At 46.7% G+C, this 15,357-nt stretch carries 15 protein-coding genes and 1 other annotated feature; of the genes, 5 read left to right on the top strand and 10 right to left on the bottom strand.

Annotation, left to right across the window (positions count from 1 at the left end):
- Nucleotides 1-118 (top strand): hypothetical protein (locus CHH53_RS17715; RefSeq protein WP_233134955.1); only part of this gene is annotated, 118 nt, incomplete at its 5' end.
- Between the two features lie 45 nt (nt 119-163).
- Here CHH53_RS17715 and CHH53_RS11845 read toward each other — a convergent pair.
- Together CHH53_RS11845 and CHH53_RS11840 are read right to left on the bottom strand one after the other, a co-directional pair.
- Nucleotides 164-1,609: an NADP-dependent glyceraldehyde-3-phosphate dehydrogenase gene (locus tag CHH53_RS11845; protein ID WP_095216346.1), complete on the bottom strand. Its 1,446-nt coding sequence runs from the start codon at nt 1,607-1,609 to the stop codon at nt 164-166.
- A gap of 269 nt (nt 1,610-1,878) precedes the next feature.
- The gene (locus CHH53_RS11840; RefSeq protein ID WP_095216345.1) at nt 1,879-2,481 is read right to left on the bottom strand and encodes a TetR/AcrR family transcriptional regulator; all 603 of its coding nucleotides are present in this window, start codon (nt 2,479-2,481) and stop codon (nt 1,879-1,881) included.
- Nucleotides 2,482-2,592: 111 nt separating this feature from the next.
- Here CHH53_RS11840 and CHH53_RS11835 point away from each other — a divergent pair, with 111 nt between their 5' ends.
- Nucleotides 2,593-3,141, top strand: a complete 549-nt coding sequence (locus CHH53_RS11835; RefSeq protein ID WP_095216344.1) for a hypothetical protein — start codon at nt 2,593-2,595, stop codon at nt 3,139-3,141.
- A 17-nt stretch (nt 3,142-3,158) separates the two neighbouring features.
- Here the strand turns inward: CHH53_RS11835 and psiE are convergent, their stop codons facing one another.
- Nucleotides 3,159-3,596 carry a phosphate-starvation-inducible protein PsiE gene (psiE, locus tag CHH53_RS11830; RefSeq protein WP_369819886.1) on the bottom strand — a complete coding sequence of 146 codons (438 nt, stop codon included), beginning with the start codon at nt 3,594-3,596 and terminating at the stop codon, nt 3,159-3,161.
- Between the two features lie 26 nt (nt 3,597-3,622).
- Nucleotides 3,623-4,750, bottom strand: coding sequence for an alpha-hydroxy acid oxidase (locus CHH53_RS11825; protein WP_233135069.1), 1,128 nt, complete (start codon nt 4,748-4,750; stop codon nt 3,623-3,625).
- Between the two features lie 117 nt (nt 4,751-4,867).
- On the opposite strand from CHH53_RS11825, the gene CHH53_RS11820 reads away from it, so the two are divergent.
- A complete protein-coding gene (locus tag CHH53_RS11820; RefSeq protein WP_095216342.1) occupies nt 4,868-6,151 on the top strand; it encodes an aspartate aminotransferase type Ic in 1,284 nt (427 codons plus the stop codon).
- Between the two features lie 26 nt (nt 6,152-6,177).
- Here CHH53_RS11820 and CHH53_RS11815 read toward each other — a convergent pair whose 3' ends face one another.
- From CHH53_RS11815 to CHH53_RS11805, 3 genes are all read right to left on the bottom strand, one after another.
- The gene (locus tag CHH53_RS11815; RefSeq protein WP_158221551.1) at nt 6,178-6,993 is read right to left on the bottom strand and encodes a GNAT family N-acetyltransferase; all 816 of its coding nucleotides are present in this window, start codon (nt 6,991-6,993) and stop codon (nt 6,178-6,180) included.
- Nucleotides 6,994-7,090: 97 nt separating this feature from the next.
- Nucleotides 7,091-8,545 carry a DHA2 family efflux MFS transporter permease subunit gene (locus CHH53_RS11810; RefSeq protein ID WP_095216340.1) on the bottom strand — a complete coding sequence of 485 codons (1,455 nt, stop codon included), beginning with the start codon at nt 8,543-8,545 and terminating at the stop codon, nt 7,091-7,093.
- A gap of 29 nt (nt 8,546-8,574) precedes the next feature.
- Nucleotides 8,575-9,156 carry a TetR/AcrR family transcriptional regulator gene (locus CHH53_RS11805; protein ID WP_233135067.1) on the bottom strand — a complete coding sequence of 194 codons (582 nt, stop codon included), beginning with the start codon at nt 9,154-9,156 and terminating at the stop codon, nt 8,575-8,577.
- A gap of 206 nt (nt 9,157-9,362) precedes the next feature.
- Here CHH53_RS11805 and chrA point away from each other — a divergent pair, with 206 nt between their 5' ends.
- Entirely contained in the window at nt 9,363-10,544 is a 1,182-nt protein-coding gene (gene chrA, locus CHH53_RS11800; protein WP_095216339.1) for a chromate efflux transporter, read from the top strand.
- Nucleotides 10,545-10,615: 71 nt separating this feature from the next.
- Here chrA and CHH53_RS11795 read toward each other — a convergent pair whose 3' ends face one another.
- The 3 genes from CHH53_RS11795 to CHH53_RS11780 form a co-directional block, all read right to left on the bottom strand.
- Nucleotides 10,616-11,818 (bottom strand): MFS transporter, encoded by a 1,203-nt coding sequence (locus CHH53_RS11795; RefSeq protein ID WP_095216338.1) that lies wholly within the window; start codon nt 11,816-11,818, stop codon nt 10,616-10,618.
- Nucleotides 11,819-11,878: 60 nt separating this feature from the next.
- Nucleotides 11,879-12,126: a binding site (T-box leader), on the bottom strand.
- Between the two features lie 575 nt (nt 12,127-12,701).
- On the bottom strand, nt 12,702-13,880 hold the full coding sequence (locus CHH53_RS11785; RefSeq protein WP_095216336.1) for an NAD(P)/FAD-dependent oxidoreductase: 1,179 nt from the start codon (nt 13,878-13,880) through the stop codon (nt 12,702-12,704).
- Between the two features lie 30 nt (nt 13,881-13,910).
- Nucleotides 13,911-14,327, bottom strand: a complete 417-nt coding sequence (locus CHH53_RS11780; protein WP_095216335.1) for a DUF1641 domain-containing protein — start codon at nt 14,325-14,327, stop codon at nt 13,911-13,913.
- Nucleotides 14,328-14,814: 487 nt separating this feature from the next.
- On the opposite strand from CHH53_RS11780, the gene CHH53_RS11775 reads away from it, so the two are divergent.
- The gene (locus CHH53_RS11775) at nt 14,815-15,249 is read left to right on the top strand and encodes a transporter (protein WP_340082931.1); all 435 of its coding nucleotides are present in this window, start codon (nt 14,815-14,817) and stop codon (nt 15,247-15,249) included.
- Nucleotides 15,250-15,357: the final 108 nt, after the last annotated feature.

Genomic DNA, 15,357 nt, shown 5'->3' with positions numbered 1-15,357 from the left:
AGCAGTAGCGAAAGCAGTGGCAAAAGCAGCGATGGATACCGGCGTCAACCGCATCACGGTCGATCCGGAAGAAGTGGCCGAAAAGACTCGTCAGCTTACAATCATCGACGAAGACTAAAAACGACACAAAAAAAGAGGAATCCCATCGGATTCCTCTTTTTTATTACTTATCCAAGTTCAATACAGTCAATTTCTCCCTTGTCATGGAAAGGATGCTGTTCGCAATACCTTGGGTGCCCATGCCAGAACCTTTCACACCAAGGAATGGGAAGTGGTCAGGGCCGCGCTCTGTGCGTCCATTGACTTGCACAGCGCCAGTTTCCAATTCATTCGCGATATAGAAGGCTTTGTCCACGTCACGTGTGAAGATGCTCGCCTGCAAACCGTACTCGGATTTATTCGCAATCTCAATTGCTTCCTCATCAGAACCAACACGGATGACAGGCAACACTGGTCCGAATGGTTCTACCCATGCAACATCCATATCCTCCGTCACATGATCAAGCAATGTAGGATGGATCAGATTGCCTTCACGTTTGTTACCTGCAACAAGTGTTGCACCTTTTTCCAATGCGTCATCGATCAATCCTTGTACGAGATCTGCAGATTTGCTGTCGATCAATGGGACGACAGTATTTCCGTCTTCCGGGGATCCTACAGCCAGTTTTTCCACTTCAGCCTGTAATTTTGCAACCAGTTCATTTGCCACATTATCGTGAACCAGGACGCGCTTGATTGCAGTACAGCGCTGACCTGAATAAGAGTATGCGCCGCTGATGATATTCTTTACAGCTTTATCCAAATCAGCGTCTTCGCGGACGATACCGGGATCCTTACCGCCAAGCTCAAGGACGACTGGCTTCATGCCAGCAATTTTGGCCAGGTTCTCACCTGTTTGGGTTCCCCCGGTGAAGGAAACCATGCTGATATCTTTATGCTCTACAAGGAAGTCACCAATGACAGAACCACGGCCTGTCACGATGTTGACGACACCTGCCGGGAAACCAGCCCGATCGAGGGCTTCCACCATTTTGATGCCGCTTAAAGCGCCTTGCGTTGCAGGCTTGAAGATGACTGTATTACCGGAAACAAGTGCTGGAGCCAGTTTGGATGCTGCCAAGTTTACTGGATAGTTGAAAGGCGAAATTGCCAGGACGACACCTAATGGCACTCGGTCCACAATCGCAACCTTGGAACTTGAACCACCCGGGAAACGGTCGCCTCTCATGCTTTCGCCATTGGAATGCAATGCTTCCTGTGCCGTATAACGGATATAATCATATGTCCGCTGCACTTCGCTTTTGGCATCCTTCAGGCTCTTACCGACTTCAAGCATCATTGTCTGTGCAAGTTCATCCTGCATGGCAAGCAGCTCATCAGCCCATTTATAAAGCAGATCCGCCTTTTCCTGCAAGGAAACTTTCGCCCATGCTTTTTGTGCTTGCTTCGCCGATTGGATGGCAGCAGCCGCTTCTTCCTGGGACAACGCCTGTACAGTACCAACGACGCCATCTTTGTACGGAGACATGATTTCCACTACGTTTCCGGTAGTGCTTTCTTTCCATTCGCCATTCACATAATAGCGCTGTGCTGTTAATGTTGACTCCATTACTTTTTCCTCCTTGTGTTGCAGTTAGTTTATTTAATTAAAAAACTTAAAAAAGTTTCTGACACTCATTCTACTACTAACATTTTTATAATGGAATCATTTTGCTCAAAAAAATTAAATTAATTTTTTCCGTAATATCAAGGTTTCTAAGTATATAACATATAAAATTAGTATGTCATTATTATTATCCAATCTGTCATCATAACGAGACCGAATCTATGATATTCCGGATAATGACACATCCTTTTTTAACTAAAAAAAGAGGGGCATCAATCGCCCCTCTCCTTTTCCTGGCATAAATCATCTACATATTCAGTCAAAATCTCCGCCGTATACTCACCAGAAAATTGCTCCGGATTAAGTAATCGGTGAATAGCCAATCCATCTATCAGCGCATATAATTTTTCCGTTTCCTTGTTTATATCTTTTCCTCTGCTTAAAGCTTCATTATCAGACAGCAATACCAGTAAGCGCTGTACTATTTCACGGATTCCGTCCTCCTGGCGAAAGGATTCTCCTTGCTTATATTTGAAATGCAGGGTGAACACAAACCAAACCTGCATCTCCGCCATCGTTTCCGAATCTATCGGAAGAAGTTCCAACAATACTTTTTTCGCAAGCTCTTTTGGCGGCAACGGCTGACGAATGACTTCCATGATGCGATCTTTACAACGACTTTTCACAAGCTCCATCGCATAATTGAGCAATTCATCCTGCGTCGTGAAATAATGACGCAAAGAGCCTAATGACAGATTGGCTTCTTTGGCTATGTTACGGACAGAAGCCGCTTCCACTCCGCCTTCCATAATGACTTTCCAGGTTGCTTTGGCTATCTCTTGCTTTCTTGCTTTATGATCGATTTTCTTTGGCATAACCTTACTGTAGCAAATGCCGTATATAAAATCAATTTTTTAATACACTTGTATCACAAAGAGTTACATGTTAGCATAATAATACAACTGTACTAAAAAGGAGATGAAATAATGAACGCCATCATTGTATTGATCATCCTATGCGAAGTAGGTTTCTGGGTCTTTATTGCAGCTGGATTGATAGCCCGCTATGTGCTCAAGCTTCCCAAAGCAGGTTTGATCCTGCTCAGCGCAACCCCTTTGATCGACCTGGTTTTACTTGTAGCTACAGGCCTTGATTTGGCGCGTGGGACGACAGCAACAATGGCACATGCAATTGCTGCCATTTACATCGGTGTCAGCCTGGCATATGGAAAATCGATGATACGCTGGGCAGATCAGCGATTTGCTTATTACCTCGCGAAACAAGGCGAAAAGCCGAAAAAACTCTACGGGAAAGAACATGCCTGGAAAGAAGTGAAAGGGTGGCTGCAGCATTTGCTTGCGTACATCATCGGTGCCGGGCTGCTGCTTGCTGTCATCTATTGGATCAACGATGCAGAAAGGACAGCAGCACTCACCAGTGTCCTGCGGGTTTGGTCAATCATTCTGGGCATCGATTTCCTCATCAGCTTCAGCTATATCCTGTTTCCCAAAAAAGAAAAGCATGCCGGCTCCTAGAGCTGCATGCTTTCCTTTTAAAAATCTTCCTTTTTCGATTTTTCATTAGCCAGATTCATTATAAAGTAGCAGATGACCAGCAAGAGGATCGCTCCGCAATAATACAATGTGTAAAGGGCACTCTCATGATAGACAACAATGAGACGGATCAGGGCTGTTATTCCGATATATAGGAAATATCGGATCGGGAAATGATAATCCTCCTGAAAGTACTTCACTATCATGGCGATGAACTCGAAATACAGGAAGAATACCAGGATATTATTCAGGAATTCCAGTCTTGAAGTATTGCCCTCATTGAATAGGGAATTGTTGATGATATCAATCAATTCCTTCACTAACAGGATGGTAATGGCGATAGCCAAAAGGATCAGGGCTATATTCAATACATACTGCAGAGCTTTCGCAATCGTTGCCTTTGTCCGCTTCTTCTTTGTATGGGTCTGCATTCGCATTGTATCACCTCTAACGTTACTATTCCCTACCTTTTTACCAGATAAGCGGAACTGATCTCAGCAGTGCGTGTCACTCCGGATAACGCATATGTCAATTCAAGCTCTGTTCGTAAATCCCCGATCACTCGGCTTACCCCGGCTTGTCCATCAGCTGCGAGTCCATATACATAGGGCCTGCCGATCAGGACACTGTCAGCCCCCAAAGCGATTGCTTTGAACACATCAGCACCGCTCCGAACACCGCCGTCCATCAATACAGGCACTGCCCCATCGACTTCCTCCGCGATAGCTGGCAGCGCCCGCAAAGATGCAATGGCCCCATCAAGCTGCCTGCCGCCGTGATTTGAAACAACGATAGCATCGAACCCCAAATCGACCGCCTGTCTCGCATCAGCTGGATGCAGGATACCCTTTACAACAATCGGCAATTTCGTCTGTTTCCGCAGAAATAGCAGATCGTCCCATGATAGATTCGGATGATGGATGTTCTCCAAAATCGCATCCCTTATATGCTCTTCGGTAAGCTGCGGCACCAATTCTTGAAAAACAGGATCATTTATGTAATTGGCTGCTCCTTTCAATAGTTTGAGCGGCGAATATCCATTTCGGTAATCCCGCTTCCTCCAGCCCAGCAGACCCGTATCGACCGTCACTACAATCGCCCGATATCCTGCCTCTTCTGCCCTTCTTGCCATGCTGGCCGTCAAAGCACGATTCTTCGACCAATACAACTGGAACCATTTCACTGCCTCTGGCGCTGCTTCAGCGATTTCTTCTAATGAAGCGGAGGTGACCGTACTTGCAACAAACGGAATACCTGCCGCTTCTGCAGCCTTCACACTGCCGATTTCCATATCCGCATGAAAGATCCCTTGGAACCCTACTGGAGCAAGCATCACCGGCAGGCTTTGATCCTGGCCGAACAGCCGGATGGAAGGGTCCACATCCGAAACATCGCGCAAAACCCGAGGCAGGATATCGTAGTCGCTGAATGCGTCTCGATTCTGCCCTAATGTCACCTCATCCCCAGCCCCGCTTTGCAAAAAACCAAAGGGGCCATTCGGGAGGACTTCCTGTGCCCGTTGTTCCCACTCCGCTGCAAACAGCGGATAATCCCCTATTGATTCCCCGATTCTCGTAAAAACATTTCCCACTTTATATACCCCCTGCCATTTCTTTGTAATATTAATAGAATAATCCGAACACATTGGGAATTCCAGACTTTTCGTGTTAAGATTATCTTTGAAAACACGCAGACGGAGGCAGCAACCATGGCTAAATATCAAGACCTTTCGAATGAAGCATTACAACAGAAATACAATGCGCTGCAGGATGCATACGAGGCAATTGCCAGTCAGCAGCTGCAGCTGGATATGTCACGCGGGAAGCCTTGCACCGAACAGCTTGACCTTTCCCAGCCGATGCTCGACATCCTGACATCAGGCAGCACAGTCAAAACCGAAAACGGAACAGACGCCCGGAACTATGGTGGTTTGGACGGGATTCCAGAAGCAAAGGCATTTTTCGCCTCCATTTTGGAAGTTGAACCGACCAAAGTGATCGTAGGCGGGAACAGCAGTCTGACAATGATGCATGATTCAATCGTTCAATTTTTGCTGCATGGTGTTTCCGAGGAAGCAACTCCATGGATGAAACAAGGGAATGTGAAGTTCCTCTGCCCTAGCCCTGGCTATGATCGCCATTTCACAATTTGTGAGGCATTAGGAATTGAAATGATTCCAGTAGCAATGACGCCAAATGGCCCCGATATGGATGAGGTGGAGAAGCTGGCAGCTGCCGACCCGCAAATCAAAGGTATCTGGTGCGTACCTAAATACAGCAATCCGGATGGTTTCACCTATTCCGATGCCGTGGTCGATCGACTTGCCGGAATGCAGACAGCCGCGGATGATTTCCGGATATTCTGGGATAATGCATATATCGTCCATCATCTCTCGGACGAACCAGATGAATTGAAGAACATCATGACCGCAGCAGCAGATGCAGGGCATCCGGACCGTGTCATGGAATTCACTTCTACATCAAAGGTGACCTTCCCAGGCTCGGGTGTGGCAGCCTTAGCTTCCAGCGAGAGAAATATTGCGTTTTATAAGAAGAATCTTTCCGTTCAATCCATTGGTCCCGATAAACTGAATCAAATGCGCCATGTCGCATTTTTGAAGGATAAGGACACACTTATCGCCCATATGAAAAAGCATGCAGCAATCATCGCCCCCAAATTCCAAACTGTCCTGTCGATCCTGCAGGAGAAGCTGGGCGGAAAAGGGATTGCTGATTGGACCAATCCCAATGGCGGCTATTTCATCAGCTTGAACACGATGGAAGGATGCGCCAAGGATGTCGTGGAGCTTGCCAAGAAAGCCGGTGTGACATTGACTGGTGCAGGTGCAACCTACCCGTACGGTAAAGATCCATACGACCGTAATATACGCATCGCGCCAACACTGCCGCCGACTGAAGAACTGAAAAAAGCTATCGAAGTGCTATGCTTGTGCGTAGAAATGGTAAGCATCGATCGTCTGCTGCAAAAATAAAATCAGGCCGCCCTATGGCGGCCTTTTTAATTGGAATAAAGGTAATAATCCTGCTGACTTTCTTTAATGAAGCCAATGGAGGTATATAGAGATAGCGCTTTTTCATTTTCAGGCTGGACATCCAGATACACACGCTGTCCCCGGCTCGTTTCCACCCGCACCGCTTCCTGCAGTGCCTTCCTTCCGTATCCTTTTCCTTGGAATTCCGGCAGTACCGCAAACCCGTATATCCCGCTTCCCTCTCCGTCTCGATGGATTCTCATCTTCCCTACTGTCTTCCCCTCAGCCTCGATCATATAAAACTCCTTCTGAAAACCATCCTTCTCCAAGCGGCCATTATAAGCGAGTGCTTCTTCCGCTTTGAAATCGAAACAGACGATATCCAATTGAACCTTCATTCCGATATCCTCTGGAAGGGAAGGTCGCAAACGGACCGATCCACCGGAATCAGGTAATGCTTCTCCATCCCACTTCATCATGTATTCCGATTCTTCAAAAGTACAATTCACTGTTTCCAACCATGCCTTGCCTGATACACTGTCAGCCGGCACATTCAGTAATATTTTCACAGCCTTCCCCATTGCAGGAATGCTTTCCCGGAAAAGCCCACTGAATATACCCTTCCTCCGGTAATTCGGATGCACCATACCGCATACCTCGATTTTACTCCCGAAGCTGTATAAACCTAGAAAACCAACAAGCCTGCCAGAGTCATATGCCATGAAATCTGTCTGCTCGGCATCACTCCTGTTCTCAAGCATGTCCCAATTCAGTTTGAGCTCGATTCCATCATGCTTCTCCACCGCTTGCTGAAGCGCTTTAATTTCATTTAATTGTGTCACTGTAAGCCTCATCATCATCCCCCATATCCATATCTCCACTTATCATACCTTATTTTCCCAAACAAAAAAATCCCGCCGTATAAACGGCGGGACCTGATTAATCCGCTTGATGATCCACTTTCACTCGTCTGATGAAGAAGCTGATTACAATACCGACAATCGCAGCAATGATACCAAAGATAAAGGAACTTTGGACACCTTCTGTGAAAGCTTGAATAGCGGTAGCCGGGTCTTGCGGATTGGCTGCATCTTCCATATATCTTTCCTGTCCAGCTGTCATGATGGAAATCGCTACAGCTGTGCCGATTGCACCGGCAACCTGCTGCAATGTATTCATGATGGCTGTTCCATCCGGATACAAATTAGGAGGAAGCTGGTTCAGACCATTTGTCTGAGCCGGCATCATGATCATGGAAATACCAATCATCAGAGCGATATGCAAACCGACGATGTAACCAGTGGACGTTTCCAGTGAAATGCCGGAGAAACCGAACATAACCAATGTGACGATGATAAGACCAGGCGTCACAAGGAATCTTGGCCCGAATTTATCGAACAGGCCGCCCATCACAGGGGAAAGCAATCCATTGATGACACCGCCCGGAAGCATGGTCAGACCGGCAACCAGCGGAGTGAGCGCCAATGATGTCTGCAAATACAACGGCAGCAGGATCATGGACGAAAGCATGACCATCATGCTCACCAAGATCAACAACAAACCTACTACGAACATCGGATACCTGAAGGCATTCAAGTTCATCATCGGCTGTTCCATCCTCAGCTGGCGGACAGAGAATAAGATCAGGCTCAAGACACCGACGGCAATCGCAACGATGACGACCGGATCACCCCATCCGCCGCCTTCACCGGCATGACTGAAGCCGTAGACTACGCCGCCAAATCCAATGGTCGACAGGACGATGGACAGGATATCGATTTTTGGCTTCTTCAATTCGGTGACATTTTGCATGAAGAATGCTCCAAAAATAATGGCAATGATCAAAAACGGAAGTGAAATCCAGAAAATCCAATGCCAAGTCAATTCATCAATGATCAGGCCTGAAAGCGTCGGCCCGACTGCAGGTGCAAACATGATGACCAAACCGATCAATCCCATGGATCTGCCGCGTCGATGCGGCGGGATGATATTCAATATCGTGTTGAACATGAGCGGAAGCAACAGTGCCGTCCCAACTGCCTGCACAACACGGGCGATCAGCAGCAGTGAAAAGGATGGTGCGATTGCAGCGATTAACGTACCGATGATGGAGAACACCAAAGATGTGAGAAATAGCTGCCGAGTCGTAAACCATTGTAAGAGCAAACCAGAAACCGGCACAAGTACACCAAGCGTCAATAGATAACCTGTAGTCAGCCATTGAGCCGTCGAAGGTGATATACCGAAGTCACTGATGATATTCTGAAGCGCAATATTCAGCGCAGTTTCACTGAACATCCCGATAAAACCAGCAATCAAAAATGAAATAATGATTGGCATAGCCTTGATATTGCTTGTATCTACAGCTGCTGCAGCTGTATTTTTACTATCCATTTGCAAAGATTTCTCCTCCAATGCGGAATTTATTTTTTAAGTAATGACGGAAGCTGTTTCGCGACACAATACAACGGACTTCCCGAAGTACTCGTGAGCGCCAGGATAGCTGCTCCTTCCACCAAGGCATTTATCGTAACGGCCAATTCTTTCGCCATTTCTTTTTCATAGCCGAAGGCGATCAATCGATCTGTATATAATGACTGCCAATCCGCATAGGCATGCTGACAGCTGTTTCGCAGTGCTTCGTGCGTTGCTGCAGTCTCAGACGCAATCAGCCCGATTTGCACACCTTCCATTTGATGTTTTTTTTCAAATTCGGAAGCGATCTTGCAGATATGATACTGAAATGCCTCTGCAGCCGTATCCTTGGCTTCCAAATCCCTCGCAGCTCCTTCCAGGACATGCTCCTTCATGAGCCTAATTGCTTCAACGGCGATCTCTTCCTTTCCATTCGGGAAGTGATAATAGAGCGATCCCTTGGGAGCACCGCTTTCTTCAATGATTTGATTCAGGCCCGTGCCATGATAACCCTGCCGCTGGAAAAGCTCCGAAGCGGTACGTAAGATGATTTCTTTTGTACTTTCCTTCTTTTTCACTGTGCCATACAACCTTGCACTCCTTATATTATGACGATTGGTCTAGATAATAATAATTTTTTTTGTTAAGCATGTCAAGAATGAAATCTGCGATTTTGTTTATAAAATTAATGTAAATTTTAAAGCACCAAAGTAAAGTAGATGTTATAGTACAAATGAATTTTTATAACACATACCCTCTCATACCAACGATCAATATATGGAAAGGAGTACAAAATATGACGAATAACCAAAAGAAAGCATCAACTCTCATCGAAATTTTTCTCGTTTCCCTTCGCTTAGGCTGTACATCATTCGGCGGACCGATTGCCCATCTGGGTTATTTCCAAGAAGCATATGTACGCAGCAAAAAATGGCTGGATGCACAGGCATATGCCAATCTGGTTGCCCTGAGCCAGTTCCTGCCCGGTCCCGCCAGCAGTCAAGTCGGCATCGGGATCGGCATCATAAGAGGAGGGATATTAGGAGGGATCGTCTCATTCATCGGCTTTACCCTGCCTTCTGTCCTCCTGCTCATGTTGTTCGCCTTCTTCCTCGGGCAAATGAATATGGCGGATGCTGGATGGATTCAGGGGCTGAAGTTAGTTGCTGTTGCCGTCGTCGCTCATGCTGTATTGGGGATGAGTCAAAAGCTTACCGCAACTCCTGCAGCGAAGGGGATTGCATTGGGGGCTCTCGTGCTTACACTTATATGGCCCCATCAATTCGCACAGCTGCTGGCTATATTGATCGCAGCCGTTGCTGGGTATATTCTGCTGCATCCTGATCAAGGCGATAAAGAAGCTGCCAGCCTGCATATCGCTATCGATAAAAGAATCGGTGCCATCTGCCTTGCTTTATTCTTCATTTTATTGGCAGGCCTGCCTGTGCTGCGCACGATCACAGACAATTCTTTTGTTATCATGGCCGATAGTTTCTATCGGGCCGGTTCACTCGTATTCGGAGGCGGTCATGTTGTCCTTCCTCTCCTGGAACGTGAATTCGTCCCAACCGGATTGATAAGTCAGCAAGACTTCCTTGCCGGTTATGGTGCTGCCCAGGCAGTGCCCGGACCTTTATTTACATTTGCTGCGTATCTCGGCACTGTCCTCTACGGCTGGCAGGGTGGATTACTAGCGACCATCGCCATTTTCCTCCCGGCCTTTCTGCTCTTGATCGGTGCTTTGCCATTTTGGACGAGCCTGCAGCGAAACGCCGGCTTCCGCAAGGCGTTTGCTGGAATCAATGCTGCTGTCGTCGGGATATTGATCAGCGCTTTCTTCATTCCCATTTGGTCAACAACCATTCACAGCGCCTCCGATATTGCCCTGGCAGCCATTTTCTACAGCCTGCTTGCTTTCTGGAAAGTTCCTGCCTGGATCATTGTAATAATCGGCGCCATCAGCGGTATTGTGCTATAGTTTTACCAATCATCCACCGAGGGGGCATGTGTGTGCCATCCCCCCTCGGCGGATTTCATTTCCAGACGATATCAACCTTCATTCTTCACATTCCCCTTGAAACCAACGATTCCCAGCAGAATGGCAAGCAGCAGCATGATCAAACAGCCCGTCTGTACCGCCGCTGCCACGCCAATCACCTGATTGATGGCGGCCAAGGCTGCTGTCATCCCGATGATCAGCAGGGCTTCAACCGATTGGTACATACTTAGCATGCGACCCATCTGCCCGACCGGAATACGTTCCTGCATATAGGTCACATAACCAGCATTGGCAAAAGCCAGCGCCCCGGATAACATGAACACACCGACACTCGCTGGAATGAAGTCCTTCGAAAAAGCGAACAGCAAATAACCCGAAGCCCCTGCTGCCGTACCATATACGAGCAATTGGATCGATCGAAAATGTCGGGTGACAGCAGCGAGCAGGACAGAGCCAGAGATAAAACCGATTCCAGCAATACTTACAAGCAAGCCATATGCGGCTTCTGAAAGCCCAATCGCTTCCGCGGTAAAAGCTACCTCCATGGAATCGACAGCTGCGGTCATGACGGTAATGCAGCTGAACAGAAGAAGCAGGAATGTCAGCATGGCAAATTTCTTACTGTAATCGATGATTAGGCTCCAATCCTCTTTCCAAATCCGCAGCCATTTCCACTCGTTTTTTTCCTCCAAGACAGCTTTGACAGATGGTAAAGCAATGCAAATGACAGCCGCCGCCAGCAGCAAGAGTATATTCATGATCAATGCAGCCTCGACGGACCCCATGCCGACCAGGATTCCCGCCGCTGCCGGACCTAATACAAAGCCGCTTCCATCCGCAATAGCCCGGTAGGAATTGAATTTCTGCCAATGCCGTTTTTCGATCAACCCTGTTATATAGGGCAGACTCGCAGGCTCAAAAATAGTTCCAGCTGCTGCAACGAAGAATACCAGTACATAGATTTGCCAAAGGGAATCGGCCATCATCATCCCTGTTATCCCAAAAATCCTTATAAAGTACAGCATGATCATCAACTTTCGATTATCCAGCCGATCAATCATGCTTCCTGCCCAGCTGTTCATCAGCAGCCCTGCTGCAGGTTTGATCATATAAAGGATCGCGACAGCTGCCGCAGACTGATCAGCTTGCTTGTACACTTTCAAATTCAAAGCAATCAAATACAGCCAATCCCCACAGGATGCACAAGCCATTGCAATCAGCATTCCAATGGCACGGAAACGGTATTTACCCATCTTTCCTCCTCCTTACCCGAAATGAAGCAAATAAAAAAATCCCACCCCCAAGATTGTCATCTTAGGGGCGAGATTCCGTCGCGGTGCCACCCTAGTTACTCTGACAGGTCACCCTGTCAGACTCAAAAGGTACACGCCAAAATGCGTAGACCTTCGTGCAATAACGGGCACTCCCGGTCTGCCATCAATTTATCCGGCAAACAGCTCCATGGTTTGTTCCAGCTGGACTCCTTCACCCTTCACACCACATCAGGGATTCTCTGCAGAAGGAACAGTCAAGCTGTACTGCTCCATTTCATCACTTGTAAATTTTTTCTATGATAGCATGCATTGAACCGCTGTACAATATATAGCTTTTATTTATAGCCCTCTATAAAAGATACGCCATATCGATTTGGGATATTATGGTACACTTAAACTCAGCATATAACTGCTCAGATGAGGTGAAACTCTGTTTAAAATATTCATTCTGATCATTTTTCTTATTTATATATGCCCTTCTAAGGGGAGAAAAAAGAGTCAGGTTTATCATCCTTACCTGCTTCCTATTGATTTCCATCCTGTTCATATCTGGAATCCTATTCATTTCAAACAAATATAATATACATGATAGCCCTGTATTAGAGAATGGTTTCAACATCCTTTACGATTGGGTCCATGTATTTTCCTATTTATTTGTCATTCCAACGGTCTTGCTTACTGCTTATACATTACTGAAAATGATTCCGAAGCTATCCGCACGCATGTGGATAAGAGTCACTATGTACATTTTCTGGATTGCTTTACTGGCGGGATCAGCTTATATATCCTTATGGGTTTGCACCTTGATCAAACTGGCAGCACAAAAAAAGACACTTCCCGCGGGAAGTGTCTTTGTCTTATCTTAGTAAGCTAAGCTGAATAGACCTTTGACGTGAGTCAAGTAGCGAATGTTACTTGCCTCTTTCATCATTGTTGCTGGAAGACCTTTCAATGGTGTTTGGTTAGCACCGACGAACGCTACGGCATCCTTGCGGCCAAGGCTTGCAAGTGTACCGGAGTTGATCGGGCTGAAGCTTTCCATTGTTTTGCCTTCAAGGTAAGCGAATAGATTATAACCTACTAGCTCGCCCATTTGCCAAGCGATTTGTGCTGTTGGCGGCCAAGGACGACCGTCTTCACCGAAGTATACCGCACTGTCACCGACAACGAAGACATCCTGATGGCTCTTGGACTGCAAGTATTCGTTAACAGTCGCACGCCCGCGATCAGTTTCCAAGCCGGACTCTGCCACCATTGGAAGGGCTTGTACGCCGCCAGTCCAAACGAATGTGTTTGTTTCGATTTTCTGACCATCTTTCAATTCCACGACATTGCCTTCCACGTTCGTTACAGGCAAGCCAAGCAAGAATTCCACGCCGCGTTTTTCCAAGCTGGATTGTGCGCGATCGATAAGATGCTGCGGAAGCATTGGTAGGATCTTCGGACCAGCTTCAACAAGCTGAAGCTTGATTTCTTTTGGATCCACACCAAGAGGCAAGCAGTAAGAAGCAAGCTTGTCCGCGATTTCGCCAACCAGTTCGACACCAGTCAAACCGCCGCCACCGATAAGGATCGTTCCATCTGCAGGGTTTTTGGAAGCTGCATATGCTTTGATCTTATCTTGGATTTGGTTGAATACTTTATTTGCATCGTCTACGGATTTCAGGACAAGGCTGTTCTCTTCCAATCCAGGGATGCCGAAGTAAGCAGTCTTGCTTCCAAGACCTACTACCAAAGCGTCATAAGAAAGGGTACTGCCGCCTTCAAGGACAACTTCTTTCTTATCGACATTGAAGCTTTCCACTGTTGCGACTTTGAAGTCTACATCCAGACCTTTCAAAAGCTTTGTCACAGGCATTGCCACTGCTTGCTCGGAAATGCTGCCCGCTGCAAGACGGTGAAGTTCCGTGATGATTTGGTGTGTCGGTGTTTTATTGATAAGTGTTACGTTCGCTTGTGCTTTGCTGTAATACTTACGTACGGTTTGAGCGGCTAAGACTCCGCCGTAACCGGCGCCTAAAATAACGATATTCTTTGCCATACTTAATCCTCCGTCCTTACCTTTTAGCTCTTATTTTTGTTTTTGTCTTTCTTTTTCGTTCGCTACTTCCAAATAGCTTTGAACAAAACGGAACATCTTCTGTGCTTGCGGGTCCTTCATCAGACGAAGCAAACCGAACAGACCGATTGTTTCATTGCTTGATTCCGCACGATCCTTTGCTTCGATTGCAGTTTGGGCGACTGTTTTCACAGAATCCGTCACAGGATGAAGCACTTCTGTAATTGCATTAACTGTATCGGATTTCAACACATCATCTGTTGCTACAGAATGTGCAAAGTCGTAAGAAGCAGTCAAAGCATTCACAAGTTCATTGATTTTCGGCAGCTGTTCGATCAGGGAAGTCAATGATTCTTGCACTTCAGGTTTTAGCAATTGGTCAACTAGATCTTGTTGGCGCTGGCTAACACTTTCGTTTGTTTCTGACATAACGTATTCTCCTTTGCTATGGCAATGCATTATATTTATACGTAAACATTATACTTCGTTGTGAATTTGTTCACAACTGTACGTTCACAAATTGCTCAAAATATCCACCTACAACTTTACTCCTACTTAAGGCACTTGTCAAAAGTTATTTCACATGAGTTAATGTTTTTTTTCATTTCCTATTATATGTTCAAAAAAATGACATAGTAAAAGCCCTTTCATACTTCCGCTTCCGTAGCTTCCCCTTATTTCGGCAAAGTATTAATATTTTTACTTATTTTCCCGAAATCTTTGCTGGCAACTATCGCCTCCCAGCATCGATATTCAAACAATCCAACTCCGAATCCCTGATTCGTTTATCAGCCACGCTCATCCCCTGTTAGCAGAGCTATACCCAGCGTGAAGAGAAACCGTAAAAATAGGTTAGGCAAGCTACCCTTACACAGGTGCCTACATACGATGAAGAAGAAAGCAAGAAGGGAGAATGATGATGTACAACGAAAACGATGATAAGCAAAACCAGCAACGGCAGATCCAGTTTCCAGGCGGACCTGGATTTGGCGGTCCCGGCTTCGGCGGTCCGGGTTTCGGAGGCGGGCAAGGCGGCTTTCCATTCGGACCTCCCCCAGGAGCAGGCGGACAGCAAGGACAATTCGGGCCGCCTCCCGGGCCGCCTCCATCCCAAATTCCGCAGCTGCAGTCAGTGAGCGGCGGTCCATCTACTTTCGCAGTAGATCCAGGCGGAATCAGATTTTGCCTTTTCCGGTACACTTATATAGAGCTTGAAAACGGACAGCGGTTCTGGTACTACCCAGTATTTGTGGGCCGCACCTCCATTGCTGGTTTCCGCTGGCGGCCGCAGCAGTTCCGCTGGCAGTATTTTGGTATCGACCTTAGAAGAATCGCTGCATTCAGCTGCTAATCGAAGAGGCCGGGCTTGCCGCCCGGCATTATACATAGCATGAAATATATCCAGAATGGCTAACAATCAGCCTCGTGAAAAACAATACGGGAAAACGAAGAGCTATGG

This window comes from Terribacillus sp. 7520-G (genome assembly GCF_002271665.1).
GTDB lineage: Bacteria > Bacillota > Bacilli > Bacillales > Amphibacillaceae > Terribacillus.
Note: the sequence above shows the minus strand (reverse complement) of the source record. Positions and strands in the feature narration are given on the sequence as shown.

What these genes read in the sequence shown, in the direction of transcription:
- CHH53_RS11785 (WP_095216336.1), bottom strand. Translation starts at nt 13,880, where the DNA reads ATGGCAAAGAATATCGTTATTTTAGGCGCCGGTTACGGCGGAGTCTTA.
- CHH53_RS11795 (WP_095216338.1), bottom strand. Translation starts at nt 11,818, where the DNA reads ATGGGTAAATACCGTTTCCGTGCCATTGGAATGCTGATTGCAATGGCT.
- CHH53_RS11840 (WP_095216345.1), bottom strand. Translation starts at nt 2,481, where the DNA reads ATGCCAAAGAAAATCGATCATAAAGCAAGAAAGCAAGAGATAGCCAAA.
- CHH53_RS11775 (WP_340082931.1), top strand. Translation starts at nt 14,815, where the DNA reads ATGATGTACAACGAAAACGATGATAAGCAAAACCAGCAACGGCAGATC.
- psiE (WP_369819886.1), bottom strand. Translation starts at nt 3,596, where the DNA reads ATGCGAATGCAGACCCATACAAAGAAGAAGCGGACAAAGGCAACGATT.
- CHH53_RS11820 (WP_095216342.1), top strand. Translation starts at nt 4,868, where the DNA reads ATGGCTAAATATCAAGACCTTTCGAATGAAGCATTACAACAGAAATAC.
- CHH53_RS11780 (WP_095216335.1), bottom strand. Translation starts at nt 14,327, where the DNA reads ATGTCAGAAACAAACGAAAGTGTTAGCCAGCGCCAACAAGATCTAGTT.
- chrA (WP_095216339.1), top strand. Translation starts at nt 9,363, where the DNA reads ATGACGAATAACCAAAAGAAAGCATCAACTCTCATCGAAATTTTTCTC.
- CHH53_RS11845 (WP_095216346.1), bottom strand. Translation starts at nt 1,609, where the DNA reads ATGGAGTCAACATTAACAGCACAGCGCTATTATGTGAATGGCGAATGG.
- CHH53_RS11835 (WP_095216344.1), top strand. Translation starts at nt 2,593, where the DNA reads ATGAACGCCATCATTGTATTGATCATCCTATGCGAAGTAGGTTTCTGG.
- CHH53_RS11810 (WP_095216340.1), bottom strand. Translation starts at nt 8,545, where the DNA reads ATGGATAGTAAAAATACAGCTGCAGCAGCTGTAGATACAAGCAATATC.